General features: G+C 71.8%; 19 protein-coding genes. 13 read left to right on the forward strand and 6 right to left on the reverse strand.

Features of this window, described 5'->3' with window-relative positions; translation table 11 throughout:
- The first annotated feature begins 40 nt into the window (after positions 1-40).
- From QU602_RS16335 to QU602_RS16355, 5 genes are all read left to right on the forward strand, one after another.
- Positions 41-1,234 (forward strand): sensor histidine kinase, encoded by a 1,194-nt coding sequence (locus QU602_RS16335; RefSeq protein WP_308797513.1) that lies wholly within the window; start codon positions 41-43, stop codon positions 1,232-1,234.
- Complete coding sequence (locus tag QU602_RS16340; RefSeq protein WP_308797514.1) at positions 1,231-1,971, forward strand: LytR/AlgR family response regulator transcription factor; 741 nt, start codon at positions 1,231-1,233, stop codon at positions 1,969-1,971. Before QU602_RS16335 ends, QU602_RS16340 begins: the two co-directional genes overlap by 4 nt.
- Positions 1,968-2,567: a DUF485 domain-containing protein gene (locus QU602_RS16345; protein ID WP_308797515.1), complete on the forward strand. Its 600-nt coding sequence runs from the start codon at positions 1,968-1,970 to the stop codon at positions 2,565-2,567. The genes QU602_RS16340 and QU602_RS16345 overlap by 4 nt, the downstream gene beginning before the upstream one ends.
- Positions 2,564-4,027, forward strand: a complete 1,464-nt coding sequence (locus QU602_RS16350) for a sodium/solute symporter (protein WP_308797516.1) — start codon at positions 2,564-2,566, stop codon at positions 4,025-4,027. The genes QU602_RS16345 and QU602_RS16350 overlap by 4 nt, the downstream gene beginning before the upstream one ends.
- A 111-nt stretch (positions 4,028-4,138) precedes the next feature.
- Positions 4,139-4,357, forward strand: coding sequence for a hypothetical protein (locus QU602_RS16355; protein ID WP_308797517.1), 219 nt, complete (start codon positions 4,139-4,141; stop codon positions 4,355-4,357).
- 108 nt (positions 4,358-4,465) lie between these two features.
- On the opposite strand, the gene QU602_RS16360 is transcribed toward QU602_RS16355, so the two are convergent.
- The 3 genes from QU602_RS16360 to QU602_RS16370 all read right to left on the reverse strand — a co-directional run bounded on the left by QU602_RS16360 (position 4,466) and on the right by QU602_RS16370 (position 10,879).
- Complete coding sequence (locus QU602_RS16360) at positions 4,466-8,734, reverse strand: DUF5979 domain-containing protein (protein ID WP_308797518.1); 4,269 nt, start codon at positions 8,732-8,734, stop codon at positions 4,466-4,468.
- A 296-nt stretch (positions 8,735-9,030) separates the two neighbouring features.
- The gene (locus tag QU602_RS16365) at positions 9,031-10,317 is read right to left on the reverse strand and encodes an adenylosuccinate synthase (protein WP_308797519.1); all 1,287 of its coding nucleotides are present in this window, start codon (positions 10,315-10,317) and stop codon (positions 9,031-9,033) included.
- Position 10,318: 1 nt separating this feature from the next.
- On the reverse strand, positions 10,319-10,879 hold the full coding sequence (locus QU602_RS16370; protein WP_308797520.1) for a DUF3151 family protein: 561 nt from the start codon (positions 10,877-10,879) through the stop codon (positions 10,319-10,321).
- 121 nt (positions 10,880-11,000) lie between these two features.
- Here QU602_RS16370 and argG point away from each other — a divergent pair, with 121 nt between their 5' ends.
- Both argG and QU602_RS16380 read left to right on the forward strand, forming a co-directional pair.
- Positions 11,001-12,428, forward strand: a complete 1,428-nt coding sequence (gene argG, locus QU602_RS16375; RefSeq protein WP_308797521.1) for an argininosuccinate synthase — start codon at positions 11,001-11,003, stop codon at positions 12,426-12,428.
- A gap of 232 nt (positions 12,429-12,660) precedes the next feature.
- Complete coding sequence (locus tag QU602_RS16380) at positions 12,661-13,029, forward strand: nuclear transport factor 2 family protein (protein ID WP_308797522.1); 369 nt, start codon at positions 12,661-12,663, stop codon at positions 13,027-13,029.
- A gap of 95 nt (positions 13,030-13,124) precedes the next feature.
- Here QU602_RS16380 and QU602_RS16385 read toward each other — a convergent pair whose 3' ends face one another.
- A complete protein-coding gene (locus QU602_RS16385) occupies positions 13,125-13,736 on the reverse strand; it encodes a TrmH family RNA methyltransferase (protein WP_308800206.1) in 612 nt (203 codons plus the stop codon).
- A 345-nt stretch (positions 13,737-14,081) separates the two neighbouring features.
- Between QU602_RS16385 and QU602_RS16390 the strand changes: the two genes are divergently transcribed.
- From QU602_RS16390 to QU602_RS16415, 6 genes are all read left to right on the forward strand, one after another.
- On the forward strand, positions 14,082-15,395 hold the full coding sequence (locus tag QU602_RS16390; RefSeq protein ID WP_308800208.1) for an Nramp family divalent metal transporter: 1,314 nt from the start codon (positions 14,082-14,084) through the stop codon (positions 15,393-15,395).
- 254 nt (positions 15,396-15,649) lie between these two features.
- Positions 15,650-16,234 (forward strand): hypothetical protein, encoded by a 585-nt coding sequence (locus QU602_RS16395; RefSeq protein WP_308797523.1) that lies wholly within the window; start codon positions 15,650-15,652, stop codon positions 16,232-16,234.
- Between the two features lie 204 nt (positions 16,235-16,438).
- The gene (locus QU602_RS16400; RefSeq protein WP_308797524.1) at positions 16,439-17,101 is read left to right on the forward strand and encodes a metal-dependent transcriptional regulator; all 663 of its coding nucleotides are present in this window, start codon (positions 16,439-16,441) and stop codon (positions 17,099-17,101) included.
- A gap of 58 nt (positions 17,102-17,159) precedes the next feature.
- Positions 17,160-18,806: an FAD-dependent oxidoreductase gene (locus QU602_RS16405; RefSeq protein ID WP_308797525.1), complete on the forward strand. Its 1,647-nt coding sequence runs from the start codon at positions 17,160-17,162 to the stop codon at positions 18,804-18,806.
- Positions 18,803-19,135: a UBP-type zinc finger domain-containing protein gene (locus QU602_RS16410; RefSeq protein WP_308797526.1), complete on the forward strand. Its 333-nt coding sequence runs from the start codon at positions 18,803-18,805 to the stop codon at positions 19,133-19,135. The genes QU602_RS16405 and QU602_RS16410 overlap by 4 nt, the downstream gene beginning before the upstream one ends.
- Before the next feature lie 178 nt (positions 19,136-19,313).
- On the forward strand, positions 19,314-20,120 hold the full coding sequence (locus QU602_RS16415; protein WP_373692844.1) for an HAD-IIA family hydrolase: 807 nt from the start codon (positions 19,314-19,316) through the stop codon (positions 20,118-20,120).
- 21 nt (positions 20,121-20,141) lie between these two features.
- Here QU602_RS16415 and QU602_RS16420 read toward each other — a convergent pair whose 3' ends face one another.
- Together QU602_RS16420 and QU602_RS16425 are read right to left on the reverse strand one after the other, a co-directional pair.
- Positions 20,142-23,807 (reverse strand): RHS repeat domain-containing protein, encoded by a 3,666-nt coding sequence (locus QU602_RS16420; RefSeq protein ID WP_308797527.1) that lies wholly within the window; start codon positions 23,805-23,807, stop codon positions 20,142-20,144.
- A 69-nt stretch (positions 23,808-23,876) separates the two neighbouring features.
- Positions 23,877-24,599, reverse strand: a complete 723-nt coding sequence (locus QU602_RS16425) for an NUDIX hydrolase (protein ID WP_308797528.1) — start codon at positions 24,597-24,599, stop codon at positions 23,877-23,879.
- Positions 24,600-24,641: the final 42 nt, after the last annotated feature.

The following is a 24,641-nucleotide window of genomic DNA, read 5'->3' on the forward strand; positions in this document are numbered from 1 at the left end:
CGGTGCCCGAGGCCCGACGAACGACGGTTAGCGTTGAACCATGCCCGAGTCGATGCTGCTCGCCGCCGCAGGCGGTGTCGTGGCCGGTGCACTCGCCGTGGGCCTGGTCGTCCTGCTCCGGCGCATCGTGCTGGCCTCGCGCGAGCTCGGCACCGACGAAGAGCGCGCGACGTACCGGACCCTGCATCTCGCGTCGCGCGCCGCGGCGCACCTGCGGAACGGGCTCGGAGAGCCCGACGCGGCACGAGCCGTACGTCACCTCCGCACCCTGCTGGGGAGCGAGGGGGTCGCGCTCGTCGATCGCGCCGGCGGCGTCGCGCTCGACGGCGACGACGCGATGCGCTCGGCGGCCGCCGAGCTCGCCGCCCAGGTCACCGCGAGCGGACGGCCGCAGATCCGGCGAGGCATCCGCTCGGGTCGTCGCGAATCGGATGCCGCGGCCGCACCCGTCCGCGTCGGCGGCCGCGCCGTGGGCGCGGTGGTCGCGTTCGAGCCGACCGTCCGGGCCGGGCTCGTGCGCGCCACCGGCGAGGTCGCGGACTGGGTCGCGGCGCAGGTCGAGCTCGGTGAGCTCGACGCGTCGCGCGCCGCGCTCGCAGAGGCCGAGGTGCGCGCCCTCCGCGCCCAGATCAGCCCGCACTTCATCTACAACTCGCTGAACGCGATCGCGTCGTTCATCAACACCGACCCGGCGACCGCGCGCGAGCTCGTGCTCGAGTTCGCCGACTTCACGCGGTACTCGTTCCGGCGTCACGGCGACTTCACGACCGTCGCCGAAGAGCTGCGCTCGATCGACAGCTATCTGCGGCTCGAGCGCGCCAGGTTCGGCGAACGCCTGACCGTGACCCTGCAGATCGCCCCAGAGGTGCTCTCGACGGTCGTGCCCTTCCTCTCGATCCAGCCGCTCGTCGAGAACGCCGTACGGCACGGGCTCGAGTCGAAGGAGGGCGGCGGGCGCATCTCGATCACGGCCGTCGACTCCGGGGCGTATGCCGAGCTCAGCGTCGAGGACGACGGCGTCGGCATCGATCCGGCCGCGCTCGAACGCGCGCTCGCGGGCGGTGCGGCCGGCGAGCACGTCGGCCTGCGCAACGTGGACGCCCGGCTCAGGCAGGTCTACGGCGACGAGCACGGCCTCGTCGTCGAGACGAACGTCGGCGCGGGCACGCTCGTGCGCATGCGGGTGCCGAAATCGCAGCCGCGCCACGCCCCCGATGGAAGGATCGAACGGTGATCTCCGTCCTCATCGCCGACGATGAGCAACCCGCGATCGACGAGCTGGCCTTCCTGCTCCGGCAGGATCCACGCGTCGGCGTCATCCACGTCGCGTCCTCGGGCTCCGAGGCGATCCGGCTGCTCACGCGCGAGCCCGTCGACGCGGCCTTCCTCGACATCCACATGCCGGGTCTCAACGGCTTCGATCTCGCCCGCGCGTTGCAGCGCTTCGAGCGCGCGCCCGCGCTCGTGTTCGTCACGGCCGACGAAGAGGGCGCCCTCGAGGCCTTCGATCTCGCAGCGGTCGACTACCTGTTGAAGCCGGTGCGCACCGAGCGTCTCCAGCGATCGGTGTCCCGCATCGTCGAGAACCTGCGTGCCGGCGCGACCGCCGAGCCGGCGCCGCCGCGGCAGCCCGAGACCATCGCCGTGACCCTCGGCGGCACGACACGCATGATCCGCCGGGACGACGTGCGGTATGTGCAGGCGCAGGGCGACTACGCCCGCCTGCACACCGAGGAGGCGAGCTACCTCGTGCGCGTGCCCATGGCCGACCTCGAACGGCAGTGGGCCGACGCGGGGTTCGTGCGCGTGCACCGCTCCTACCTCGTCGCGCTCGGGCACGTTACCCGCGTGCGGCTCGGGGCCGACCAGGCGAGCGTGACCGTCGGCGGCGCCGAGCTGCCGGTGAGCCGCCGGCTGCTGCCCGCCCTGCGCGAGCGGCTGGAGTCGACGACGCTTCGGGTGCGGCCGTGACGGACGCGGATGCGCGCGATGGCGGGCCGGATGCGCCTGACGGCGAACCGGATGCCTCGCCGGCCGGTGGCACCCCACTCGGCGGCGAGCCGACCGGGGCGCATGACGCGGATACCCCTGCTGCACCTGCACCTGCACCCGCGCCGCCCGCCCGCGTCCGGGTCACCGCGCCACGACCGATCGCCTCGCACGAACCGACCGTCGCAAGCGATGCCGTCACGCTCGGCCGGGCCGGCATGCCGGAATCGGCATATGTGGCCGGCGCGGCATCCGCCGCCCGCTCGCGGACCGCGGCCCGCGGACCCGGCGCGACCGATGCGACCGACGTCCCGGGCGTGTACGTACGCTCGCTGATCCGCTCGCAGCTGCGGCTCGCGCTCGTGTGCGCGGGCGGGTTCGTCATCGCGACGGCCCTGTTCGTGCTCGCGATCGTCTGGGCGCCCGCACTCGACGACACCTTCGTCGCGGGCGTCCCGGTGTCATGGCTGTTGCTCGCGATCGGCGTCTATCCCCTCGCGCTCACGATCGCGGCGCTGTACGTGCGCGCGGCGGCCCGCAACGAGACCCGGTACCGATCGCTCGCGGACGACTCGTGAACCCGGTCATCGGCTACACCGCGATCGCGCTCGTCGCGGTGGCCTCCGCGCTGATCGGGTTCTACGGGCTTCGCGTATCGCGCACCACCGGCGACTTCTACGTCGCGAGCCGCACGGTGCGTCCGTGGTGGAACGCATCCGCGATCGGCGGCGAGTACCTGTCGGCGGCCTCGTTCCTCGGCGTCGCCGGGCTGATCCTGCTGACGGGCGCGGGCGGGCTGTGGTTCCCGATCGGGTACACGGCCGGATACCTCATGCTGCTGCTCTTCGTCGCGGCACCGCTGCGACGATCCGGGGCGTACACCGTGCCCGACTTCACCGAGGCGCGCCTCGACTCGGTCGCGGTGCGGCGGGTCACGAGCACGCTGGTCATCGTGATCGGCTGGTTCTACATCGTGCCCCAGCTGCAGGGTGCGGCCCTCACCGTGCGGATCACGACCGGCCTGCCATCCTGGGTGGGTTCGCTCGCCGTGGCGGTCATCGTCGCCGCCGTGGTCGCGATGGGCGGCATGCGCTCGATCACGTTCGTGCAGGCGTTCCAGTTCTGGCTGAAGCTCACCGCGCTCGCCGTGCCCGTCGTCGTGGTGCTGCTCGTCATCGGGGGCGGCGAGCCGCGGCCCGAGCTCGCGCAGGATGCCGCGTTCCCCGCGTCGGCCGGGCCGGGGTCCCTCGACGCGTACCGCACGATCTCGCTCATGGTGGCGCTGCTGCTCGGCACGCTCGGCCTGCCGCACGTGCTCGTGCGGTTCTACACCAACCCGGATGGCCCGGCGGCACGACGGACGACCCTCATCGTGCTCGGCCTGCTCTCGGTGTTCTACCTGTTCCCGACCGCGTTCGGTCTGCTCGGGCGAGCGTTCGCGCCCGACCTCGCCGTGCCGGGCGAGGCCGACGCACTCATCCTGGTGCTGCCCGACCGGCTCGTGCCGGGCCCGGTCGGTCAGCTGCTCACCGCACTCGTGATCGCGGGCGCGTTCGCGGCGTTCCTGTCGACCTCGTCAGGACTCGTGGTCTCGCTCGCGGGCGTGATCAGCCAGGACCTGATGGGCGGAAGCGTGCGCGGCTTCCGCGTCGCCGCGGTGATCTCGTCGCTCGTCCCGCTCGGGGTCGCGCTGCTCACCGAGCCCGCCGGCCTCGCCGGGAGCGTCGGTCTCGTATTCGCGTTCACGGCCTCGACGCTCTGCCCCGTGCTGCTGCTCGGCATCTGGTGGCGCGGGCTCACCGCACGCGGAGCGATCTGGGGCATGGTCAGTGGCGCGCTGCTCTCGGGCATCGCGATCCTCGCGGTGCCGGCGGTCGCGGCCGCCGCGCCCGGCCTGTCGCCGTTCGTCGAGCAACCCGCGGCCTGGACCGTGCCGATCGCCATCGCCGTCACGGTCCTCGTCTCCCGCCTCGACCGCGGGCGCGTCCCGCGCGGCGCCGACGCGTTCCTGGCGCGGTTGCACGTGCCGGAGCGGTAACCCGCGGTCGACTCGGCGGGTGGCAACCCCTTCCAGGCGAGACATCCGACGCCCTAGCATGTGGCCGATGACGCCGTTTCGTCATCGCGTGATGCGAGGGAGGAAGCTTCGATGGGTGCACTGGACGACCTCGGCAAGAAGGCACAGGACTTCATCGCCGACAACAAGGACAAGATCGACGAGGCGCTGAAGAGCGAGCAGGCCGAGAACGTCAGCGACAAGATCCTCGGCGGCCTCGCCGAGGGCGTGAAGAAGATCACCCCCGACGAGCACGACGCGAAGATCGACGGCGTGCGCGAGAACCTCGACAAGAAGATCGGCAACCAGTAGCCCTTCCGCCGCCGGGTAGCGCCGACACGCGGTGGCGACGCGTATCGAGAACCGATGAGCGAGTCCAAGGATCGGCTCATCGGGTCTCGATACGCTCGCTGGCGCTCGCTACTCGACCAGCGAGCGGCGACGGCGCACGAGCAGCCACGCGCCGGCGGCAAGCGCGAGCACGCCGCCGAGCAGTGCGGTGGCCTGCCATGGGCCGAGGTCGAGGCCGGTCGACGCGAGGCCCGGGATGACCTCGTAGTCGTTCGTGGCGGTGAGCGCGACCGATGCGCCCGGCTCGGCTGACACCGTGACCACGACGGCCGGCACCCCGGACTCGGCGACGGCGCGCACGCGCTCGTCGTCCGAGGCCCAGCTCACGCCCGTCCAGCGCACGTCACCCGGAAGCGCCCGCTCGGTCTCGCCTTCGACGAGCCGGACCTCGACGCCGAGCGGAAGCTCCTCGAGCGTCGCGGATGCCCCGGCCTTCAGCTCGACGCGGCGCTCATGCTGCTCGCCGAGCAGGTCCGTCCAGGTCGCCGTCACCGGGAAGACCCGGTCGGCCGGGAGCTTCGCCGCACCGGCACCCGTGAGCGCCTTGGTGAGCACGAGCTGCCCGGTCGAGGCGATCGCGGCGTTGGTCAGCTCGACCTCGGCCACCGTGGCCGCGCCGATCGTGAGCGTCGCGGTGCCGTCCTCGTTCGCGACGACACCGGTGCCCGCCCACTGCGGCGCCGCCCACGTGAAGCTCGGCGCATCGGCCAGCGCGACCTCGGTCAGCGTGACCTCGGTGAGATGCGGCAGGACTTCGCCGAAGTCGACCACGGTGCCGTCGGTCGGCACGGTCAGCTCACGAGACTGCTCGATCTCCTCGTCGTCCAGCCAGGTCGCGACGACCAGGACCGACTCGGGCACATCCGGGTGATCGAGCGCGATCCCGGTCACATCCTTCGAGATCGAGAAGGTGCCCGGCGCCCAGGTGGCCTCGTTCACGACGGTGACCAGCGTGACGTCGTCCTGCAGATCGGAGACGACCACCGTCGCGCTGCCGTCGCCGGCATCCTCGACGCGCTCACCGCTGATGACGATCGAGCCCCAGACGACCGTGTCGATCTCGGGGCGATCGCCCTCGGTGATCGTCACCACGGTGCCGGCCGGCAGTTCCTCGCCGAGCGAGGTCGGCTCGAGCGCGCCGATCAGCAGGTCCCTCGACTGCTCGACGCCCTCGGCGTCGGTCCACGTCGCGGTCACCGGGAACTGCGCGTCAGGGTCGACCTCGCCGGCCGCCTCGCCGCCGATGCCCTTCAGCAGGCTGATGCCGGCCGTCGACGTGGCGGCGTGATTCTGGAGTGCGACCGCGGCCGAGGCATCCCGGCCGATCGTCACGATCGCGGACTCGCCCGCGAGCTCGACGCCCGTGCCCGACCAGACCGGCGCACCCCAGGCGATGCCCGATCCGTTCACGAGCGGCGTCTCCGTGAGTGTGACCTCGGTGCCGACGAGGAGATCCGCGCCGAACGGCACCGAGGTGCCGTCGGTCGGGAGGGTGAGGGTCGTCGAGCCCGGCGTGCCCTCCTCATCCCAGGTCGCGGTGACCGTCACCTCGGCCGGGACGGCCGGGTTCTCGGCTTCGTCACCCGTCACCGTCTTCGACAGCGCGAAGGTGCCGACAGTCCGCTCGACCGTGTTCGTCACCGAGATGACGACCGGCTCCGCGAGGTGTGCCGGAAGGACCTGGATGCTGCCAGGCTCGATGACCGGCTCGGACCAGGTCAGCACATCGTCATCGGTCGGCTGCGTCTCGGAGAAGGTCACCGTCGCGCCGATCGGCAGGTCTTCGAGCACGTACGTCTCGCCCGCCGTGACCGCGAACTGACGGTCCGGCTGGGCCGGGAAGCCCGCCCCGAGCGCCGTGACGTCGATCGCCGCGGTCATCGAGAACTCGCGGTCCGCGTCGACGAGGCCGGCAGCCGGACCCTCGACCGTCTTGACGATCTCGGCCGCACCGAGCTCGGCCGAGTTCGTCAGCGACACCGCGATGTTCGACGCGGGGACGAGCGCCGCGGTCGCGACCGTGCCGTCCTCGCTCACCGTCACACCGTCGGTCTCGGCGAACACCGGCGCGCCGAAGACCACGCCGGGAATCGTCGGGAACGTGGGCTCGGAGAGCTCGACCGTCCAGCCCGTGCCGCGCGAGTTCGGCCCGCTCACCGGCGCGCCGTCGATCGGCAGCTGCAGGTCGTACTCGATCTGCACGGCGCCCGTCGGATCGATCTCCTTCACATGCACCGAGAACGTCGCGTTCTCGGGCACGAACGCCGCACCCGGCGTGTCCGCGAGCGACTTCACGATGGCGACCGAGCCGCGCGTGACGCCCGTGCCGGTGCCGCTGCCGCGATTGTTCTGCGTCACCGACTGCGTGTACGAGTTCCCCGCGACCTCGGCGGCATTGCCGTAGGTCGTGCCCGGAGCATCCATGCCGCCGCTGGTCGTGCAGGTCGCGTAGCTGACCACGTACTGGTACTCGCGGCTGAAGCCCGTCGCAGAGCTGCCGCCCGGCAGCGCGAGCGTGGGCTGCGGGATCGTGACGATGATCTGACCCTCGACGAGCGCCACGGCCGCACTCTCGGTCAGGTCGACCGTCGCGAGGCCGCCACCCGAGATCTGGTCGCGCGCCTCGACCCGCAGTCCGAGCCGGTCGACGAGGTCGCCGCCCGACCCCGCGCACACCTCGTGCGCGCCGGTCAGGGTGTCGGTGACCGTCAGCGGGCCACCGACCTCGGCGACCTCCTCACCCGGAACCGTGATCGTCCAGCCCAGCGTGGTCTGCGGGAGGTAGGTCACGCCGTCGAGCTCGACCGGTGCCGTGTTGATACGGCCGCCCTTGCCCTCGGATCGGCCCGGCACGGTCGCCTCGCCGCCGTCGATGGCGCCGTCGACGCTCGCGGCGTTGCCGAAGGCCGTGCCCGCCTCGGGGAGGCCGTCGGTGTTCGCGCAGGTCTGGTACCTGATGACGTAGAGGTAGTCGGATGCGCGGAACTCGAAGCCGGAGCCGGCGACGACGTCGAAGTCGATCGTGAAGCTGGTCCGTTCCAAACTCACGGCGGTCGCGCCGAGCAGATCGGCACCGATCGAGCGCGTCAGCGCCTGACTGGGCCCGTACCGCTCCTCGACGCTCAGCGCCCGAACGGTGTAGCCGCCCGCGCTGTCGACGCAGAGCTCGTGGGCGCCGGTCAGCAGGTCGCTGAAGGTGAACCCGTCCTTGCCGACGAGGTGGTCGCCCGCGACGGTCACGGTCCACTGGATGACGCCGTTGCGGTTGGCTCCGCCGAGCACGCTGCCCTGCTTGTTCAGCAGCCCCGAGAACGCCCAGTCCTGCTCGACGCCGATGACGCCGGAGGTCTCGCCCCAGATGTCGACGGTGGCCTCGTTCAGGTACTCGGTGCCCTGCGGGTCGATCTGTCCGTCGGGGGTGCACGTGTCATAGCTGATGCGGTACGTCACGCCGGGGTCGAACCCGCCGTCGGGGGCGGTCAGCACGATCGAGAAGTCGTACGGGTCGGCGACCTCGGTCGAGGTGGCCGCGATCGAGGTGACGTCGACGACCGTCGATCCGCGCACCGTCTCGACCTTGAGGTTCGACGGGTCGCAGAGCTGGTGGTTGTCGCTCACGTCCTCGAGGATGTTGACGACGTCCTGGCCGGCGAGGCGTGCCCCCGGCAGCTCGATGGTCCAGGACATGGACCACTTGTCGTCGTTCAGTGCGCCGGACTTGGTCCAGTCGTCGGGGATGACGATGCCGTCGTCGATGCCGCCCGTACCGGGCAGGTCGACGAGGACGTCGGAGCCGTTGAGGTTGAAGACCACCTGCTCCTCGGTCGTCGCCCGCACGGCCTGCACGTCGAACTCGAACGTGCCCTGCACCAGCTCGGGATACAGCGCGACCTCGGACGTGAGCGTGCACGTGGCGATACCCGTCGCGGGGTCGGTCAGGCAGTTCGCCCACGTGACGTTCGTACCGCTCGGGTTGGGTCCGGTGAGCGCGAAGGGCACGGCCTGCCCGAACGCGAGCTCGACGGGCAGCCCGATCGTGAACGTGTCGCCCTCGTGCGGGTCTGCGGTCGTGGCATCCCATGTGCCCGAGACGGTCAGCGTGTCGCCGACCGTGGCCTGGCCGCCGTCCGCGCTCGTGACGGTGACATCGCCGACGACGATCGCCGGGTTCGGTGCCGCGACGGCCGCCGCCGGCAGCATGACCGCCGACGTCACGGTGAGCGCGAGCGCGGCGAGCACGGCGCCGACGCGCCGGAGCACGGGGCGCCGCGAACGCGGACGCCGGCTGACGGGTCCGGGGTGGGCGTGGGCATGGGCGTGCGGAACCAGGCGTGCCATGTGCGGGCCTTTCGGGCGGCTCGAGATTCGCCGGCGGGCAGCGTAGGGGACCCACCGTCGCGATGCCCTCCCCGGGGCACCGTCTCCGACCTTAGCAAAAAACGGAAGTCACGCTCCAAATCGGAGTCGCCGCGCGATACCCCCGCCGAGTGATGACGAAACGCGCAAAACGGGTCGTCATTTCGTACTCACTCGGCGCATTTCGTCAACACTCGGCGGGGGTGGTGCAGCGGGGCGGGGCCGGGCGGACGGGGCGGGCGGACGGGCCGGGCGGGCCGGGCGGGCGGGCGGGCGGGTCAGTCGAGCAGGTCGTGCACCTGGACGATCTGGTCGCGCTCGGGACCGACGCCGATCGCCGAGATCCGCGAACCCGACATGGCCTCGAGCTCGCGCACGTAGCTCTGCGCGTTCGCGGGCAGGTCGGAGAGCTCACGCGCGCCGGAGAGGTCTTCGCTCCAGCCGGGGAACTCCTCGTACACCGGCTTCGCGTGGTGGAAGTCCGACTGCGAGACCGGCACCTCCTCCATGATCACGCCGTCGACGTCGTAGGCGACGCACACCGGGATGCGCTCGATGCCCGTCAGCACGTCGAGCTTCGTGAGCACGAAGTCGGTCACCCCGTTGATCCGGCTCGCGTACCGCGCGATGGGCGCGTCGTACCAGCCCGTGCGCCGACGGCGGCCGGTCGTGGTGCCGAACTCGTGGCCGTGCTCGCTGAGGAAGTCGCCCCACTGGTCGAAGAGCTCGGTCGGGAACGGCCCCGCGCCGACGCGCGTCGTGTATGCCTTCACGACCGCGATGACCCGGTCGATCGCGTTCGGCGCGATGCCCGAGCCCGTGACGGCCCCGCCTGACGTCGCGTTCGACGACGTCACGAACGGGTAGGTGCCGTGATCGACGTCGAGCATGGTGGCCTGGCCACCCTCGAACAGCACGGTGTCGCCGGCGCTGATCGCCTGGTGCAGCAGCAGCGACGTGTCGGTCACCATGGGGCGCAGCCGGTCGACGTACGTCAGCAGTTCTTCGACGACCTCGTCGACGCCGATCGCCCGCCGGTTGTACACCTTCACCAGCAGGTGGTTCTTCTGATCGAGCGCGCCCTCGACCTTCTGCCGCAGGATGTTCTCGTCGAACAGGTCCTGCATGCGAATGCCGACGCGGTTGATCTTGTCGGCGTACGTCGGCCCGATGCCGCGACCGGTCGTGCCGATCTGACGCTTCCCGAGGAAGCGCTCGGTCACCTTGTCGAGCGTGCGGTGGTACTGCGTGATGACGTGGGCGTTCGCGGAGACACGCAGCTTCGAGACATCCACCCCGCGGCTCTCGAGCCCCTCGAGCTCCTCGAACAGCACCTCGATGTCGACCACGACGCCGTTCGAGATGACCGGCGTGACACCGGGCGTCAGGATGCCCGACGGCAGCAGGTGCAACGCGTACTTCTCGTCACCGACGACGACGGTGTGGCCCGCATTGTTGCCGCCGTTGAACTTCACGACGTAGTCGAGGCGCGAGCCGAGCAGGTCGGTCGCCTTGCCCTTGCCCTCATCGCCCCACTGTGCTCCGACGAGTACGACCGCGGGCATATCAGTCCTCTCCGGCGCCGGCGGCGCCACCGGCATCGAGCGAGCCGGGCGTGGTGACCTCGTCGCCGACGACGGCGAAGGTCGGGGTGGCGCGGCCGATGGCCGCTTCGACGTCGGCGATCGACAGGATCTGGGTGGGCGTGAACTCGCTCGCGATGCGCGCGGGCGCCTCCGCGTCGGCGGCACGGAGCTCCTCGGCGAGGCGCTCGGCACGCGCGTCGAGACCGAGTGCACGCGCGGCGCGGCGCTGGGCATCGAGCGCGCGCAGGTACGCACGGTTCGGCTCGGCCGACCAGACCACCGGCGTACCCGGCTCCCAGCCGGCGTCGCGGAGCTGCTCGCACGCAAGGTCGACCGCGACGACCGCATACGCGAACGCGTCGACGGGTCGCCCCTTCGAGTCGGCGACGTCGGCGAGTTCGGCCCACGCGAGCGGGGACGACGGATGCTCCGCCACGACCTCGCCGACGGCACCGCGCTCGCGCTCGGCGAGCGCCGCGCGGACTTCGGGTTCGTCGGCGAGCGAGGGCACGCTCGCCGGTGATGTCTGGTCTGCAGTCACACCTCACTGTATCGCGGGGCCCCACGCGGGCCCGGGAGGCGGAGTCGCGAGGCACACGTGCGCGCCCGAGGCATCCGGCCCGCGTCGTCTCGCGCCCGCGCGCGCAAGTAGGCTGGTGCGCATGTCCAAGGTCCTCTCCTCCCTTCCCGTCGGCGAGCGCGTCGGCATCGCGTTCTCCGGTGGTCTCGACACCTCGGTGGCCGTCGCGTGGATGCGCGAGAAGGGGGCCGTGCCCTGCACGTACACCGCCGACCTCGGACAGCCCGACGAGCCCGACGTCGAAGCCGTGCCCGGTCGCGCGCTGGAATACGGCGCCGAGCTGTCGCGCCTCGTCGACTGCCGTTCGGCGCTCGTCGAAGAGGGGCTCGTCGCGATGCAGTGCGGCGCGTTCCACATCCGCTCGGGCGGCAAGACCTACTTCAACACGACGCCGCTCGGCCGCGCGGTCACGGGCACCCTGCTCGTGCGCGCCATGATGGAAGACGGCGTCGACATCTGGGGCGACGGCTCGACCTACAAGGGCAATGACATCGAGCGGTTCTACCGCTACGGCCTCATGGCCAACCCGCGCCTGCGCATCTACAAGCCCTGGCTCGACTCCGAGTTCGTGACCGAGCTCGGCGGCCGCACCGAGATGAGCGAGTGGCTGCAGGCCCGCGACCTGCCCTACCGGTCGAGCGTCGAGAAGGCGTACTCGACCGACGCGAACATCTGGGGCGCGACGCACGAGGCGAAGAAGCTCGAGGACCTCGACGCCGGCGTCACGATCGTCGAGCCGATCATGGGCGTGCGGTTCTGGGACGAGTCTGTCGCGATCGCCGCCGAAGACGTCACGGTGCGGTTCGAGCAGGGCCGCCCGGTCGCGCTCAACGGCGTCGAGTACACCGACGCGGTCGAGCTCGTGCTCGAGGCGAACCGCATCGGCGGCCGGCACGGGCTCGGCATGAGCGACCAGATCGAGAACCGCATCATCGAGGCGAAGTCGCGCGGCATCTACGAGGCGCCGGGCATGGCGCTGCTGCACCTCACGTACGAGCGCCTGCTGAACGCCATCCACAATGAAGACACGATCGCGAACTACCACAACGAGGGTCGCCGTCTCGGCCGGCTCATGTACGAGGGTCGCTGGCTCGACCCGCAGTCGCTCATGCTGCGCGAGTCGATCGTGCGCTGGGTCGCCTCGGCGGTGACGGGCGAGGTCACCCTGCGCCTCCGCCGCGGCGACGACTACACGATCCTGAACACGACCGGCCCGGCGCTCAGCTACCACCCCGACAAGCTCTCCATGGAGCGCGTCGGCGACCAGGCGTTCGGCCCCGAGGACCGCATCGGTCAGCTCACCATGCGCAACCTCGACATCGCGGACTCGCGGGCACGTCTCGAGCAGTACGCACAGCTCGGCATCGTCGGCGGCGCGACCGCGGCCCTCGTCGGCGACCTCGCCCCGGGCGAGGCGGCCGAGATCGCGGCCGGCGTCACCGAGAGCGACCTCGAGGCCGCGACGGATGCCGCGAACGAGGCCGCGGCGTTCGACCTCGGTACCGACTGAGCGCGGACCCGCACAGCACGCACGCCCGCCTCTGCACGCCCGCGCCACCTCAGCACGCCCGCGCCACTTCTGGCCGCCAGAAGTGGCGCAGCAGTGCAGAGGTGGCGCGGAGCGCGAGACGGTGCCGCCCAGTCCACGCGGCGCCCCGGGCGAGCGGATGCCTCGGGGCCGGCGCCGACACCGAGGCATCCTCACCCGTGACGCGGGCGGACCACCCGGGTAGCGTGGAACCATGACCGAGATCACCGACGATCTGCCCGCCCGCCTGCTGCACGAGGAACACACGGGGTGGCGCGCGATCCTCGCGGGCCGTGGCGGCGAACACTATGCGCGGGCGATGACGCGCGATGCGCTCATGGTCATCGAAGGCGCCGTGCTCGGCCGCGACGACATGATCGCCGCGTTTCGCAGCGCTCCGCCGTGGGATGAGTACGAGCTGCACGAGCCTGCCGTGATCCGGCTCGGCGAGCACGCCGGAGTGCTCGTCTACCGGGCGGTCGCGAAGCGCGGCGACGACGTCGCGAACCTCCGCATGTCCACCACGTACCTCTACGACGACGGCGCCTGGCACGTCGCGGCCCACCAGCAGACTGCCGCCTGACCCAGCGACTCGGCTCTGCGCCACGTCACGCGTCTGCGCGCCACCCGTACTGGCGCAGGGCTGCAGAAGTGGCGCAGCGGCGAACGGGCGGGGAGTCAGCGCGGCAGGTCGGCGTGGCTCAGCACCCAGGAGTGCATGGCGATCGCGGCCGCGGCGCTCGCATTGAGCGAGCGGGTCGAGCCGAACTGCGTGATCTCGACGACGGCGTCGGCCGCGGCCTGCGCCTCGACTGAGAGACCAGGCCCCTCCTGGCCGAAGAGCAGCACGCAGCGCGCGGGCCATGCGAACGCCTCGATCGGCACGGCGCCGTCGACGTTGTCGACCGCGACGACCGGAAGCCCGGCCCCTCTGGCCCAGGCCACGAACGCCGGGACGTCCTCGTGATACGCGAGGTGCTGGTAGCGGTCGGTGACCATTGCACCCCGCTTGTTCCAGCGCCTCCGGCCGATGATGTGCACGGTGTCGGCCGCGAACGCGTTCGCGCTGCGCACGATCGAGCCGATGTTCATGTCGTGTTGCCAGTTCTCGATCGCGACGTGGAACGGGTGCCGCTGCGCGTCGAGGTCGGCGACGATCGCGTCCATCAGCCAGTACCGGTACTTGTCGACGACGTTGCGGGTGTCGCCCGCCGCGAGCAGCTCGGGGTCGTAGTGCGGGTCGTCGGGCCACTCGTCCGGGCCGCCAGGCCAGGGGCCCACGCCGTGCATGGGCAGGCCCGGAGCATCCGCCTCGCCCGGAGCATCCGTCTCGCCTGAAGCATCCGCCTCGCCTGCAGCGGCCCGCTCGTCGTCCACCCGCTCACGCTATCGCCCCCCATCGCCGGTTCCCCAGCTCAGGAAGCGCGGATGCCTCCGCGGCGCGCCGCGGCACCGTGTGCGGCGGGTCGGCGCGATCTTCCTGAGCAGGCGATGGCGTCGGCGCAGAACACATGCGCGCGGCGGGTTTTCGGCGACCCGAAATATGTGTACGATTTAGGCGTGCCGAAAACCCTCGAAGACGAGTCCGTCGATCGCAATGCGCCAGCCACCCCCACTCGGACGTCACGCACCGGCGTGCCGCGCGTCGCCTGGCTGATCGGCCCGGCGCTCGTCGCGGGCGTCGCGTACCTCGACCCGGGCAACGTCGCGAGCAACATGACCGCGGGCGCACAGTACGGCTACCTGCTGGTCTGGGTCGTCGTGCTCGGCAATGTGATGGCCTGGCTCATCCAGTACCTGTCGGCGAAGCTCGGCATCGTCACGGGCCGCAGTCTCCCCGAGGTGCTCGGCGGCCGGCTGCGCAACGCCTGGGGCCGGCGCGCGTACTGGCTGCAGGCCGAGCTCGTCGCGATGGCGACCGATCTCGCCGAGATCATCGGCGGCGCCGTGGCGCTCTACCTCCTGTTCGGCATCCCGCTCGTGTGGGGTGGACTCATCACCGGAGCGGTGTCGATCGCCCTGCTCGTGCTCCAGTCGAAGCGCGGGCCGCGAACCTTCGAGTTCGTCATCATGGGCCTGCTCGCGATCATCGCGATCGGGTTCACGGTCGGAGTGTTCATCGCACCGCCCGACCCCGCAGGACTCCTCGCCGGGCTCGAGCCGCGCTTCGAGGACACGAACTCGGTCCTGCTCGCGGCCTCCATCCTGGGCGCCACGATCATGCCGCACGCGATCTACGCGCACTCGGCACTGAGCCGCGACCGCTTCGTCTCGCCCGGCGCGCGGTCGCGCGAGGCCGGAGGCGTCACGGCCGCCCGAGGCATCCGCTCGTGGTTCCGCGTGACTCGCGGGACCGACCGCGTCGAGCTGCTCCCCGGCACCGCGACCAAGCTGCCGACCGACACCCTGCTCCGCGCGACCCGCATCGACGTGACCGTCGCGATGGCGATCGCGGGCACCGTGAACCTCTGCATCCTGCTGCTCGCGGCGGTCAATCTCGCGGGCGTCGAGGGTACCGACAGCCTCGAGGGCGCGTACGCCGCGCTCGACATGTCGCTCGGCCCGGTCATCGCGACCCTGTTCGCGGTCGGCCTGCTCGCATCGGGTCTCGCCTCCACCTCGGTCGGGGCATACGCGGGCGCCGAGATCATGCACGGCCTGCTGCGGGTGCGGATCCCGCTCATCGTGCGCCGCCTCGTGACGCTCGTGCCCGCCCTCGTGATCCTCGCGCTCGGCTTCGATCCCACGCTCTCGCTCGTGCTGAGCCAGGTCGTGCTCTCGTTCGGCATCCCGTTCGCGCTCGTGCCGCTCGTCGCGCTGACCGCGCGCCGCGGGCTGCTCGGCCGGTGGCGGAACCACTGGGTGACGACCGCTGCCGGCGTCGGCGCCTCCGTCTTCCTCATCGCGCTCAACGGGCTGCTGCTGTGGCTCGTGTTCACGGGCGCGTAGTTACCAGCGGCGAACCGATCGCGTTCTGAGGCAACGCTCAGATTCCGGATGCCTCGGCGGCACGCCGCCCGCCGTCGCGGGCGACGAGGCTCCCAGGATCTCTCAGGGACCGACGCCGTGCGACCCGGATCCCGGGCGAGTCGGCGCCACCGCGCAATCCGATTCCGACCCGGCGCCGGACCCCTTCACGTCCCGGGCAGCACGGCCACCGCACGGTAGCCGGCCCGGATCCACGACGGAAAGGAAGAGTTCACATGAACGCGTTCACCGGCACCCGTAAGACCCGCGCCACCGCCATCGGCTTCTCGGCCCTCGCCGCGGGAGGCCTGCTCGCCGCGGGCCTCGCCATGCCCGCGACGGCCGACGACTGGTCGAACGACTCGTCCACCACGGACACGACGACCTCGACCTGGACCGACATCCTCACCGACGTCGTCGGCAGCATCTCGACCGGCCTCGGCGTGGGCGACGTGGTCGGTGACGTCGCGAACGGTGGCGTCGCGAACGGCGACGTCTCGAACTCGAGCCCCGTGGTCGTCGCGCCCGGCGACATCGGTTCGGGCAACGCCTCGGGCAATGAGGTCGGCGACGTGGGCTCGGGCAACGAGGTCGGCTCGGGCAACGCGATCGGCTCGGGCAATGACGTGCAGGCGCCCATCGGCTCGGGCAACGAGACGAACGTGGACCTCGGCGGCGTGAACGCCGACGTGAACGACGTCGTCGGCGACGTCACCGGCAGCGTCGACGGCATCGTCGAAGACGTGATGGGCAGCGTGGACGTCGGCGGCATCGTCGAAGACGTCACCGGCGCCATCGACCTGGGCGGTCTCGGCAACTGACCGCCCGCTGAGCGGCGGGGCGACTGACGAGGATCGCACCCGCTGAACCGGCCGCCCCGGTCGCCCGCATGAGGTGACCGGGGCGGTCTCGGTCGCGCCCGAGGGAGTGCTGCGCCCCAGAGTCGGTCGCGCCCGAGGACTGTCGTGCCCGGCAGATCGGCTCGAGACATCCGCCCGATGCCGCCCATCGGTATCCTGAAGCCGATGCCCACGACCGCCAGCCCCGCCATCGAGGACTACCTCAAGACGGTGTACGCCCACACCGAGTGGCAGCCCGACCCCATCACGCCGTCCGTGCTCGCCGCGAAGCTCGGCGTGGCGCCGTCGTCGGTCACCGAGATGGTGAAGAAGATGGCGGCGCAGGGCCTCGTGCAGCACGTGCCGTACGGCCCGCTCCGGCTCACCGACGCGGGCCGCGCCCACGCGCTCGCCGTCGTGCGCCGGCACCGGCTCATCGAGACCTGGCTCGTCCGCGAGATGGGCTACGGGTGGGACGAGGTGCACGACGAGGCCGAGGTGCTCGAGCACGCGGTCTCCGATCGACTGCTCGAGGCGGTCGACGCGCGACTCGGGCGCCCCACCCGGGACCCGCACGGCGACGCCATCCCCGCCGCCGACGGCACGCTCGTGAGCGAGCCGTATGCGCTCCTCGCCGACGCGCCCGTCGGCCACGCCGGCCGGGTGATCCGAATCAGCGACCGCGACCCCGCGATCCTGCGCGACCTCGACGACGCGGGGCTCGGGCCGGGTGCGGTCGTCGAGGTGACGGATGTCTCACCCGAGGCGGTTCGCGTGCACCTCGCCGGCGGCGAGGCATCCGTCGTGCTGCCGCGCCTCGCGGCCGAGGCGATCTGGGTGAGCGCCTGACGCATCCGACACCCGCCCGCCCCTCGACCAATGCCGGGCCGTGGGGCAGGATGGCGGCATGGGAGCCCCGCACCCCGACATCGTCCCCGAACTGACCGACGCGCAGTGGGAGCGCCTGCGGCAGTACGGCACGCCGGTCGAGACCCACGCCGGCGACGTGCTGTTCCAGTCGGGCGAGCGATGGTACGACCTCATCCTCGTCGAGACGGGCACCATCGACGTCGTGCGCGACGCGCTCGCCTGGATCGACGAGACGCACATCGCGACGCTCGGCCCACGCACGTTCGTCGGCGAGCTCGGGCTGCTGAACGGCCAGCGCGCATTCCTCACGGCGCGCGTCGTGCAGCCCGGCCTGGTTCGCCGCGTCGACCACGAGGCGTTGCAGCGCATGATGGCCGATGACGACGAGCTCTGCGACCTCATGCTGCGCACACTCTGGGCGCGCCGCGAGGAGCTACGCCGGGGGCCCGCCGCGTGGACGCTGAAGATCGTGGGCTCTGAGCGCGACGGGAACGCGGTCGCGCTGCGCCGCTACGCGGAACGTCTCGACCTCGTGCACACCTGGTACGACATCGACCAGCCGGGCGGCGCCGAGTCGATGGCCTCGCACGGGTTCCGGCCCGACGACCTGCCGGTCGCGCTCGTCCAGGGCGAGCCGATCCTGCAGGCCACGCCCGGCCGGCTCGCGGAGGTCATGGGGCTCGCGTACACCGCCGAAGACGACCAGTCCGTCGACCTCGCGGTCGTCGGCGCCGGGCCCGCCGGGCTCGCCGCCGCGATCTACGGGGCATCCGAGGGGCTGCGCACCGTACTGCTCGACTCGGTCGCCCCGGGCGGCCAGTCGGCCGCGACGAGCCGCATCGAGAACTACCTCGGCTTCCCGTTCGGCGTGAGCGGCGACCAGCTGACCTCGCAGGCGTCGCTGCAGGCGTTCAAGTTCGGGGTACGCGTGATCGCGCCGTGCGAGGCCGTGCGGCTCGAACAGGCGACGGGCGGGCTCGAACTGACCCTCGCCGACGGCGCGACGGTGCACGCCCGCGCGGTCGTCGTGACGACCGGCGTCGCGTACCGCTCGCTCGGGCTCGACCGCTGGAAGGACTTCGAGGGCGCCGGCATCCACTACGCGGCGTCGACGCTCGAGCTGCGGCAGGTCGCGGGGTCGGAGGTGACGGTCGTCGGCGGCGCCAACTCGGCCGGGCAGGCGGCGCTCGCGCTGGCCGCGAACGGATGCCACGTGCGACTCGTCGTACGCTCGAGCGACCTCGGCGCGCAGATGTCGAGCTACCTCACCGACCGCATCGTCGAGGACGCGCGCATCGACGTGCACACCGGCACGCAGGTGGTCGAGCTGCACGGCGACGACCGCCTCGAGCGCGTGACACTCGCGGGCTCGGTCGCGGGCACCGTCGACTGTGCTGCGCTCTTCTGCTTCATCGGCGCGGAGCCCGCGACCGACTGGCTCGGCGCGGTCGAACGCGACGAGCACGGCTTCGTGCACACGGGCGCCGACGTCATCTCGCTCGGCGACCCGTGGCGGAGCCTCGGCCGCATGCCGCTGCCGTTCGAGACGAGCCTGCCGCGCGTGTTCGCCGCGGGCGACGTGCGCCGCGGGTCGATGAAGCGGGTCGCCGCGGCGGTCGGCGAGGGGTCGAGCGCCGTCGCGTCGGTGCATCGGGCGCTCGCGGCGGCCGAGGTGTTCGCGTGACGCCGCTCGCGCCTGCACCGTCGGGCACGGGCTGCGTCGACTGCGTCGAGACCGGGGGCTGGTGGTTGCATCTGCGCCGGTGCGTGGAGTGCGGGCACGTCGGATGCTGCGACTCGTCTCCGTCGCAGCACGCGAGCGGGCATGCGCGCGACACCGGGCATCCGGTCGCCGCGTCGTTCGAACCCGGCGAGGGGTGGTTCTGGAACTACGCCACCGGCACCGCCGCGCGCCCGGTGCCGCTCACGCCGCCGCGCTGGCGGCCGGAGGAGCAGGAGTGCCCGGGGCCGAACGGGAGTGTGCCGGAGGACTGGCAGAGCCGGCTGCACTGAGCGGGTGTGCCGGGGCGGTGTGCTCGGGGCGGTGCGCCGAGGGCTGAGTGCCGAGGGCTGTGCGCCGAGGGCTGTGCGCCGAGGGCTGTGCGCTCGGGCCGCGCCGATGGGCCGTTCGTGGCTCGGGCGGAAATGTGCGCGGAACCTGCCCGACCCGGCGGGCCTCTACGCTTGACGCATGGAGCGCTTGCGAGGACGTGACGAGGTCGAGGCCTGGCTGACCGACATGGACGGGGTGCTGGTCCACGAGAACCATGCGCTGCCGGGCGCCGCCGAGCTGCTGCAGCAGTGGGAGGACGCGGGCACGCCGTATCTCGTGCTGACCAACAACTCGATCTTCACCGCGCGCGACCTGTCGGCGCGCTTGCGCGCGTCGGGGCTGAACGTGCCCGAGGAGCGCATCTGGACGTCGGCGCTCGCGACCGCCGACTTCCTCAAGCAGCAGGTGCCGGGCGGGTCGGCGTTCGTCATCGGCGAAGCCGGGATCCTCACGGCGCTGCACGAGGCGGGGTTCGTGATGACCGAGACCGACCCCGACTTCGTCGTCGTCGGCGAGACCCGCAACTACTCGTTCGAGGCGATCACGAAGGCGATCCGGTTGATCGGCAAGGGCGCGCGCTTCATCGTGACGAACCCCGACGCGACGGGCCCGAGCGCCGAGGGCCCGCTGCCCGCGACGGGCGCGATCGCGGCGCTCATCACGAAGGCGACCGGCAAAGAGCCGTACGTGGTGGGCAAGCCGAACCCGATGATGTTCCGCTCGGCGCTCAACACGATCGGCGCACACTCGGAGAACACCGCCATGATCGGCGACCGCATGGACACCGACATCGTGGCGGGCATCGAGGCGGGGCTGCACACCGTGCTCGTGCTCTCCGGGATCAGTGACCAGCGCGAGATCGAGAAGTACCCGTTCCGGCCGGATGAGATCTTGCAGGGCGTGCACGAGCTGGTCGCGGCGGAGCCGCGCGAGACGGAGCTGTAGTCGGAGGCGCAGGCACGGGCGTCAGTCGTACTTCGGTGTCGCGCCTCCGCCACGATTGAACTGCGGGGGGATGCTCTCGGGTGGAACCCAGTATTCGTCGCCGCCGTAGAGACGCCACGAGTGCGACGGCTTGGGTCGCGGCGGCCGACCTTTCGTTCGACTCACCAGGACCTCCGCCGCGTCTCCCCACTCTGCCCACCACCGCTTGGAGTAGTCGTCGAGTGTCTTGACGTTCCGGACGACGTTTCGCAACTGGTCCTCCGTGCGTCGCGCGGTGGGAGCTGCGAGCAGCGGCCTCGTGAGCCAGGATCCGCCTGACGCCTCCGTGATCTTCCATGAGTCCTTCAGCAGGGTCTTCGTCTGAGTCAGACGACCTTCCTCGTGGGCTATGGCGTCATCGATGAGCTTCCGATCGCGGTCGAATCGCTCGAATGTGCCGGTACGGAGCTGTTCGTCGACGTGCCCGCCGTTTCGCTTGAGCCAACCCTGGAAAGCCGTTCGCCGCGATGGAAGCTCGGCGATGTCGTTGAGCTCGGTGAACGTGAGCTTCGACGCCGCGGAGTGCAGTTTTTCGGCTTTCGGCAAGTTCCTGACCGTGTGCGCGAGCGCTCCCACCCCCACCGCGGTGAACGCGATCTCGGTCGCGAACAGTGCCGTCTCGACCTCCGGATCGATTGCTCTGCCTCGCACCGTGGCATCAAGCCGGTAGACCGAAGTACCGATCGTGACCGCGTCGGCGACCCACCCGGCGATGCCGAGCATCGTCAATGACCAGCCGCCGGTGAAGATCGCCGCGGCCGCCATGCTGAAGGCGAGGGCCACGGCTGCGGTGAGTACGACCAGGTCGACGGCGGTGTCGTACTCCGGGGCACGGCCGCTCGGGTCGACCAGCATGATCGGGTTGAGGTCGGCGAAGTTGTAGCCGTTCAGCAGGTCGGCCTCGTCCATGGTGAGGAAACGCATGGCGACTGGGTCGTAGGTGCGGACCCGCAGCCACTGCGTGCCGTCGGCATGCGTGTAGCCGCCCGCGTATTGGAACGGGTTCGTGCGGAGCGGGTCGGACTCGGCCCCGCCACCCCGCACCGTGACGCGCCCGTAGTCGCTGTACACGTAGCGCGTCGTGATCGCGCCACCGCCGTCGGTGAGCTCGGTGACATTGCCGTGCCGATCGGTGCCGTAGTACGCCGTCTCGGTCGCCCCCTGCGACGGCGCGACGACGCGCGCGTGCCGGCCCGCCCCGATCAGGTACGACGCCATGCCGGCCGCGCCGGCCGCGTCGCGGTGCTCCTCCGTGAGCAGCGTGTCGCCGTCCCAGTAGAAGGTCACCGCACCCGCGTCGCTCGAACGGCCTCGCCGCGCGCCGTCGGCCCAGTACTGCGTGTCGGTGCGCTGCCCGTCGCGGATCTCGGCAACGACCCGGTTCGCGGCGTCATAGCGATACTCGGTGCCGTCGGCCGCACGTGCGAGGTTGCCCGCGACGTCGTACTCCTGGGCGACACGCTCGCCGTCGGTCGTCACGGCCGCGAGCTCGCCGAGCGGCGAGTACTCGAAGGTGCGGGTGACCGGTTCGTCGACCAAGCCGGTCGCGTCAGCGGGCGCTGCGTCAGCGGGTGCCGCGTCTGCGGGCCCCGGGTCGGCCGAGGGCGCCTCAGGGGCCTCAGGGGCCTCACCGGACGCCACGTCGGCGGGCTGCGTGTCAGCCGACGCCCACACCCGTTCCGTTCGGACGTCGCCGCCCACCATCGGGTCGTACTCGGCCCGCGACGTCTCGGGCGCGTCCGGCGCGTCCCCGCCATACGACGTCGAACGCACCGCATTGCCGAACGCGTCGTACTCGACGCGGTTGCGCCGCGTGCCGTCGTCGGTCGCGATGACCCGGCCCAGGACGTCGTACCCGGCGGCCTGCTGGTTGCCCGCGGCGTCGACCGACGAGACGGCACCGCCGTGCACGAGCGACACGGTCGTCGCCGTGGTGGCCTCGGCCTCGGTGCCGGCGGCCATGGTCTCGGTGACGGTCCGCTCCCCCGCGGCGAGGTCCGTCGTCCGCTGCCACCGCGTGATCACCGGCGTCGCGGCCGGGTCGCCCGACGGATACGCGCGCTGCTCCGACACGAACCCATCGGCCTCGACGGTGAACTCGGTGCGCGACGTGACCGTGAGCGCCTCGGGATCGTCACCGGCCAGCGTCTCGGTCGCGACGACGGCGCTGCCTGCGGCGTCGAGCGTGTGCCGCGTCTCGGCGATCGATCCGTCAGGCCCGGTGACCCGCTCGCGCACGGCGAGGCCGATGGGCGGCCGGGTCGCGCCGGGCTCGCCCGGAGCGTACTCGGTCTCGGTCACCGTGCCGTCGACGCCCGACTCTCGGACGGTGCGCCCGAAGTCGTCGATCTCGTACTCGGTGCGCACCGCACGATCGGCTCCGCCCTGGCCGAGGTGCGTGAGCACGGCCTCGGCAGGCCGCGACCAATTGCCGGGCAGCGCACGTGGATCGGGCAGCTCGCCGCCCTCGGCCATGGGGTAGCTGTAGGCGTGTCGTCGCAGCACCTGCTCGCCCGACGCGCCGGACACGCGCAGGTCGCGCGACTCCATCGTGTGCAGGCTGCGGTACGTCGAGCGCACGCTCGTCGCGCCGTCGGAGACCTCGGTCACGTACCGGAACGCGGCGTCGTGTGAGAAGAACAGCTCGCGATCGCCGCCGTACTGCGGCCACCCCGACGGCAGCGCCCCGCCGACCGGCTGCCAGTGCCGCACGCTGAGCTCCGCGCCGCCGGGATCGACGGTGCGGATCGTCTCGATGCGCGGAACCTGGTCTGTGTAGGCGCGCCAGGTCAGCTCGGTGTGCGCGCCGGACGCCGCGCTCGCGCGGCTCACCAACCCCTCGCGCGTGTACCCGACGGCGAAGGCCGCGCCGACCGGGTCGACGACCCGCTCGACGCGCCCGCCGTCGAGTCGCACGCGCCAGATGCGCTCGACGCCGTCGTCGGCCGGCGGCAGGTTCACGGCCTGACGGACCAGCACCTCGCCGGGATCACGCCAATCCAGTTCGGTGACCACCCCGTCGGCGCTCACCGATGCCCGCAGCTTCGCGGCGTCGCCGGCCTGCCCATCCCACCGCCAGTCGGCGCGCAGCCCGCGCGCCCCGATGCGTGCGACCGGACGACCGTCTGTGTCGAAGTAGGTCACCGCACCGCCGAGCTCGGCCAGCGTGTAGGCGTACGCGATCTCGCCCGCGGCGCCGTCGGCGCGGCCCTCGAGCACCCGACCCGGTGTGACGTCGAACCTGAGGTCGCCGACGCCGTACCCGGCGAGCCCGGACGGCTGGGTGTCATCGGCCTCGTGGACCCCGCCCGAGGGCAGGGCCACGGTCACCCCGCCGTGCACGCCGAGCCGAGTGAGCCCGAGCCCCCACCCGCGCCCGAATCCGGTCTGATCGCCGGCCGCGACCGCCCTCGAGTCCCAGGTCAGCGCGAGATCTGCGACAGGGACCGAGAGCTGCACCGAGCCGTCACGCTCGTCGATCATCGCCTCGGTCGCGTCACCGACGCCGAACCCGCCGACCACCGGCGCCTCCGCCGCGCCGCCCTCAGCGCCGGCCCCCCATGCCGCTGTGACGCCGCCCGCGGCGATCGCCACGCTGACCAGCCCGCCCAGCAAGGCCGACCCGAAGGCGCGGTTGCGCTGTGCCATGATCGATCGCCCCCGTCACGTCGAAGATTCGAACAGCATATCACTATGCTGGTGCGCGGGCTGGTCGGATTAGTCAGGTGGGGAGAGTTCGAGCTCGCGCGCTGCATCCCACGGCTCGCCCCAGCCGAGCCGCTCGAAGACCTGATCGAGCAGCATCGCGGTGAAGCCCCAGACGAGCTGGCGCCCACCGTCGGCCTCGACGAGGAACGCCGGGCCTCGCCATTCGCGCCCGTCGCGCCGCACCACCGAGGTGTACCGGTTGCCCGGGTCGAGCAGGTCGGCGACCGGGGTCCGGAACACGACCGCGGACTCGGCGACGTCGACCACCCGAACGGGCGACGGCACGACCCACCAGCCCAGCACGGGTGTCACGACGTGCCCCGAATACGGCAGCGGGATCTGACGCAGGCGGCCGAGCACCTCGACGCCCGCCGGGTCCAGCCCCGTCTCCTCGCGCGCCTCGCGCAGCGCCGCGTCGACCGGACCGCGATCGTCCGGGTCGACGCGCCCACCGGGAAACGCCACCTGCCCGGGGTGCGAGCGCAGCGTGGCGGCTCGCGCGAGCAGCAGGACGTCGAGATCGGTCGAGACCGCGCTCGCCTCGGCGTCGCGAGCGCTGCGGACCCGGTCGAGGACGCCGAAGAGCATGAGCACGGCAGCGGGTTTCGGCTCGAGCCCGTCGGGCCAGTGCCCGCTCTGCCAGTCGGCGAGCAGCTCGGGGTCGCCGACGAGCGCCGCGAGCTGCGCCCTCGCCGCCCCGGCCGCTTCGCTCACCGGCTCGGCGGAACCCATGCCCCGACGCTATCGCCTGAGCGGCCGTCGACGAACCTCCGG

This window comes from Agromyces protaetiae (genome assembly GCF_030866785.1).
GTDB classification, from domain to species: Bacteria; Actinomycetota; Actinomycetes; order Actinomycetales; family Microbacteriaceae; genus Agromyces; species Agromyces silvae.